This is a genomic window from Rhodoblastus sp. (assembly GCF_041915505.1).
Taxonomy (GTDB): domain Bacteria; phylum Pseudomonadota; class Alphaproteobacteria; order Rhizobiales; family Beijerinckiaceae; genus Rhodoblastus.
In genome coordinates this window covers 1-4,603 of record NZ_JAYSBG010000287.1, presented here as the reverse complement: position 1 = coordinate 4,603, position 4,603 = coordinate 1, and the positions used below count along the sequence as shown (strand labels likewise).

General features: G+C 67.8%; 6 protein-coding genes. 3 read left to right on the top strand and 3 right to left on the bottom strand.

What is annotated here, in order from left to right; genetic code table 11:
- The first annotated feature begins 305 nt into the window (after positions 1-305).
- The 3 genes from ACE3S9_RS15290 to rsmA are packed head-to-tail and all read left to right on the top strand — an operon-like array spanning position 306 to position 3,135.
- Positions 306-1,238 (top strand): hypothetical protein, encoded by a 933-nt coding sequence (locus ACE3S9_RS15290; protein ID WP_374547342.1) that lies wholly within the window; start codon positions 306-308, stop codon positions 1,236-1,238.
- The gene (gene pdxA, locus ACE3S9_RS15285; protein ID WP_374547341.1) at positions 1,235-2,263 is read left to right on the top strand and encodes a 4-hydroxythreonine-4-phosphate dehydrogenase PdxA; all 1,029 of its coding nucleotides are present in this window, start codon (positions 1,235-1,237) and stop codon (positions 2,261-2,263) included. Before ACE3S9_RS15290 ends, pdxA begins: the two co-directional genes overlap by 4 nt.
- Positions 2,260-3,135, top strand: coding sequence for a 16S rRNA (adenine(1518)-N(6)/adenine(1519)-N(6))-dimethyltransferase RsmA (rsmA, locus tag ACE3S9_RS15280; protein WP_374547340.1), 876 nt, complete (start codon positions 2,260-2,262; stop codon positions 3,133-3,135). Before pdxA ends, rsmA begins: the two co-directional genes overlap by 4 nt.
- A gap of 60 nt (positions 3,136-3,195) precedes the next feature.
- Here the strand turns inward: rsmA and ACE3S9_RS15275 are convergent, their stop codons facing one another.
- The 3 genes from ACE3S9_RS15275 to gmk all read right to left on the bottom strand — a co-directional run bounded on the left by ACE3S9_RS15275 (position 3,196) and on the right by gmk (position 4,601).
- Positions 3,196-3,615 (bottom strand): hypothetical protein, encoded by a 420-nt coding sequence (locus tag ACE3S9_RS15275; protein WP_374547339.1) that lies wholly within the window; start codon positions 3,613-3,615, stop codon positions 3,196-3,198.
- A complete protein-coding gene (locus ACE3S9_RS15270; protein WP_374547338.1) occupies positions 3,612-3,956 on the bottom strand; it encodes a hypothetical protein in 345 nt (114 codons plus the stop codon). The genes ACE3S9_RS15275 and ACE3S9_RS15270 overlap by 4 nt, the downstream gene beginning before the upstream one ends.
- A gap of 81 nt (positions 3,957-4,037) precedes the next feature.
- Complete coding sequence (gene gmk, locus ACE3S9_RS15265) at positions 4,038-4,601, bottom strand: guanylate kinase (protein WP_374547337.1); 564 nt, start codon at positions 4,599-4,601, stop codon at positions 4,038-4,040.
- Positions 4,602-4,603: the final 2 nt, after the last annotated feature.

Genomic DNA, 4,603 nt, shown 5'->3' with positions numbered 1-4,603 from the left:
CAACCTATACGCGCAACCAGACCGTGCTGCTGACGATCGACCTGCGTACGCTCGGCGACATCAAGGCCCCGTTTGCGCTTGGCTCGCAGCAGATCCAGGATGGCGTCCGCTACAACTGACGCCCCCGCCCCCAGCATTTTCCGCGATGATCTGGCGGAAAGCGTGCAAAACCTGTATGGCGAAGCTTCCCCGCTCCGAATTGCCGCCGCAATTGTCAGCGATGGGAGGGACTCTCTTTGCCATGGCGCGAGGCGGACGCTTCGTATGTCGTCGGGACGCCAGGCTCGCTGAAACGGAACGCAGGAATGAAGATCACGCTGAAGCTGTTTTATGGCGACCGGCCGCGCCTTCTGGCCGCGGCGCTGCTGGGACTGCTGGCCTGCTGGCCGGTTTCGCGCGTTCAGGCCCAGACGATTGTGGCCAGCGTCAACGGCGACCCGATCACCAGCACCGATCTCGCCGAACGCGAAAAGCTGCTGCGCGCCATCGGACAGCCCGCCTCGCCGTCCGCCGCGCTGGACAGCATGATCGAAACCCGCGTCAAGGCGGGCGAAATCAACAAATATGGCATCAAGGTCTCGCCCAGCGAATTCGGCCCGACGCTGAATTATTACGCCGAAAAGGGCCATATGACGCTTCAGGTCATGTCGCAGCGCCTTCAGGCCAATCACGTCGACCAGAAGCATATGGAGAATTTCTTCGCCATCCAGCAGGCCTTCGACCTTTACGCGCGCGCCCGCAACCGGGCCGTGGAGGTGGGCAAGCAGGATCTCGACGCCCAGATGGCGCAGGACAAGAAGGGCGGCGGCGAGCAATCCTTCACTTTGCGTCAGGTGGTCCTGATCCTGCCGCCCACGGCGAGCCCGGCTGCGGTCGACGAGGCGGCCAAGAAGATGGACGGCCTGCGCGGGCGTTTCACCGATTGCGAGAGCGGCGCCAAGATCGCCAGCGAAGGGGGGCAGTTCGTCGTCCGCGAGCCGATCACCCGCACCTCGTCGCAATTGGGCGACCAGATGGTCGCCCTGCTCAACAAGACGCCGGTCGGCCATCTGACGCCGTCGAGCCGGGATTCGACCGGCCTCCTCGCGGTCGCGGTCTGCGAGCGCAAGGCGGCGGATAATGAGGCGGCCAAGGACCTCGCTCAGCAGAAGGTCCTGCAGCGCATCGTCAAGGCGCAGGCCCAGAAGCTCTATCAAGAGCTGCGCGCCTCGGCGGTGATCGTCAAGAAGGGGTCATGACGACGCCGCTTTTGACAGCGCCGCTTTGCCTGACCCAGGGCGATCCGTCCGGCGTCGGGCCCGATATCACGCTGGCGCTTTATCGTGAGCGGCGGGAGCGTGGCGAAGCCTTTTTCGTGCTGGCCGATCCCGGCGTCCTGCGCCGCCGCGCCGCGCTGCTCGGGCTGGATGTCGCCATCGCCGAAACCGAGCCCGAAGGCGCCCGCGCGCTGTTTCCCAACGCGCTGCCGGTCGTCCCCCTCCGGGCCAAAGCGCGCGGCGAGCCGGGACTCCCCGATCCCGCCGATGCGCCGGCGACCATCGAGGCCATCGCCCGCGCGGTGGAGCTGGTCCGCGCCGGACGCGCCAGCGCGGTCGTGACCAATCCGATCGCCAAATCCGTGCTCTATCGCGCGGGTTTCGCCCATCCGGGCCATACCGAATTTCTCGGCGAACTGGCGCAGGCCCATTGGGGCGCGCCCGCCCGTCCGGTCATGCTGTTGTGGTCGCGCGATCTCGCGGTCGTTCCCGCGACGATCCATGTGCCGCTCGCCGCCGTTCCCGGCCTGCTCAACACCCCCGATCTGGTCGAAATCGGCTCTATCGTGATCGAGGCCTGGCGTCGCGACTTCGGCGTAGCGCGGCCGCGTCTGGTCTTTGCGGGCCTCAATCCCCATGCCGGCGAGGACGGCGCCATCGGCCGCGAGGATATCGAGATCGTCGCTCCCGCCGTGGCGCGTCTTGTCGCGGAAGGCCATGACGCGCGCGGCCCGCTGCCCGCCGACACCCTGTTCCACGCCGTCGCGCGTGCGACCTATGACGTCGCGATCTGCGCCTATCACGATCAGGCTTTGATCCCGTTGAAGACTCTCGCCTTCGACAGCGGCGTCAACGTGACGCTCGGCCTGCCCTTCATCCGCACCTCGCCCGATCACGGCACGGCTTTCGACATAGCCGGGACCGGCGCGGCGCGTGCGACCAGCCTCGCCGAGGCCGTCGCTTTGGCGGAACACATGGCGCGGGCAAGAGAGCAGACCGGGGCATGAACGACGTCCGCAGCGACAATCTGCCGCCGCTGCGCGAGGTGGTCGCGCGTCACGGCCTGATGGCGAAGAAATCACTCGGCCAGAATTTCCTGTTCGACCTCAACCTGACCGGCCGGATCGCGCGCGCCGGCGGGCCGCTGGAGGAGGCGACCATCATCGAGATCGGTCCCGGACCGGGTGGCCTGACCCGCGCCTTGCTCGCCCATGGCGCGAAAAAGGTGATCGCGGTCGAGCGCGACGACCGCTGCCTCGCCGCGCTGGCGGAAATCGCGGAGGCCTATCCGGGACGGCTGGACATTGTTCCAGGCGACGCGCTGGCGCTCGATTATCCGGCGCTGATCGCCGAACGCGGCGTCTCGGGGCCGATCCGCATCTGCGCCAACCTGCCCTATAATATCGGGACGCAATTGCTGGCCGGCTGGCTCACGCTCGATCCCTGGCCGCCCTTCTATGACCGCATGGTGCTGATGTTCCAGCGCGAGGTCGCCGAGCGCATCGTGGCGACGCCGGACAAACGGGCGGATTACGGCCGGCTCGGCGTGCTCGCGGGCTGGCGCTGCGCCGCGCGCATCCTGTTCGATGTGCCGCCCGCCGCCTTCACCCCGCCGCCCAAGATCACCTCCAGCGTGGTGGAGTTGCGGCCGCGTCAAGAGCCCTTGCCCTGCGACGCCAAGGCGCTGGAGGCGGTCACGCAGGCGGCCTTCGGCCAGAGGCGCAAGATGCTGCGCCAGTCCCTGAAAAGCCTGCCGGGAATCGCCGATCCGGCCCCCCTTCTCGACGAGGCCGGAATCGAGCCGACCCGCCGGGCGGAAGAGGTCGATGTCGCTGGCTTCTGCGCCCTCGCCCGGTCGTATCGGGCGCGGCGGGGCTAGAGTCCTTTGTTTTCGCAGCGTTTTTACGAAAAACCGGCGTCCACTTTTTCGCACGCTGCTCTAGGTTTTCGTCTCGGTCTTGCTTCCGAGCGCGCGCAGCAAAGTGAAGACCGCCGCCACCGCCGCCGCTGCGCCCGCGACGAGGCGCGGATTGCGGACCGCCAGCCGCGCCGCAAAGGGCGCCGCCTTGGCCAAGGTGTTGTTGCGGACGGCGACCCGCACCTGATCGCTTGCGCGGCTCAGCGCCTCGAAACCGCCGGCGACCAGGATCGCGCCCAAAAACAAGGCGAGCGCGCCGGTGGTCAAAGCGGCCTGCCAGGGCTTCATGAATTCGGCGAGGGCGAGATAGCCGGCAAAGGCCAGGAAGGCGGTGGCGAGCACGATCAGCACGGCGCCGATCAGCGCGCCGAGGGCGAACAGGCGGACGCGCCGGGACAGAACCGCCGTTTCCACGCCGAGCGCCGCCAGCAGGCCGTTCATGAGCGCCCGCCCCGGTTGCGCCACAGGCCGATGACGAGGCCCACGCCCGCCGCCGCGGCGAGCCAGGCGAGCGGATTGCGGCGCACCCCAGCGCTGAGGTCGTCGAGGCCCTCGCGCCCCATGTCGCGGGCGTCGCCGGCGATCGAGGCGAGATTGTCCGAAGCCGCCTGCCCGGCCTGTTTCAGCGCGTCTAGGGCCGCGCCGGGTTCGGTCCCAAGCAGAGCGGCGAGATGTTCCATCGCATTGCGCACCGCATCCAGCGCCTTGGCGACCTCCGGCGGAGGCGCGACGTCTTCCAGCGGCGGCTCTTCAGCGGATTCTGTCTGGTGCTTGGCGGACATCGCGAGCCTCCGGCGTGACGATCGCCGTTATTCTAGCAGAGCCTGATGCGCGGCGTCAGGCCCCTGGCGCGTCGGCCGCGCTTACGCCTCTTCGCGCAGCAGGCGCGCGACGAAATCCTCGACGCCCGCCGTCACGCGGGGGCGGCGCAGCCGCTCGGCGCGCACGATCGCCAGCAGATCGTCAAAGGTCTTCTGGATGTCGTCATTGATCAGGACGTAATCGTAATCCGCCCAGCGGCCGATCTCGTGGCGCGCATTTTCCAGCCGTTTGGCGATGGTGTCCTGGCTATCCTCGGCGCGACGCAGCAGGCGGGCGCGCAATTCGCTCATCGACGGCGGCAGGATGAAAATGGTGACGACATCGCTCGCCGCCTTTTCGCGCACCTGGCGCGCGCCCTGATAGTCGATGTCGAACAGGACGTCCTGGCCGCGGGCCAGCCTGTCCTCGACCTCCTTGCGCGGCGTGCCGTAGAAATTGCCGTGCACTTCGGCATATTCCAGCAGGTCGCCGGCGTCGCGCCGCCGCGCGAACTCCTCCTTGGAGATGAAATGATAATGGATGCCGTCGGCCTCGCTCGACCGGCGCTCGCGCGTCGTCACCGAAATGGACAGACGCAGGTCGAGGTCCTGCTTCTGCAGCAGCAGGC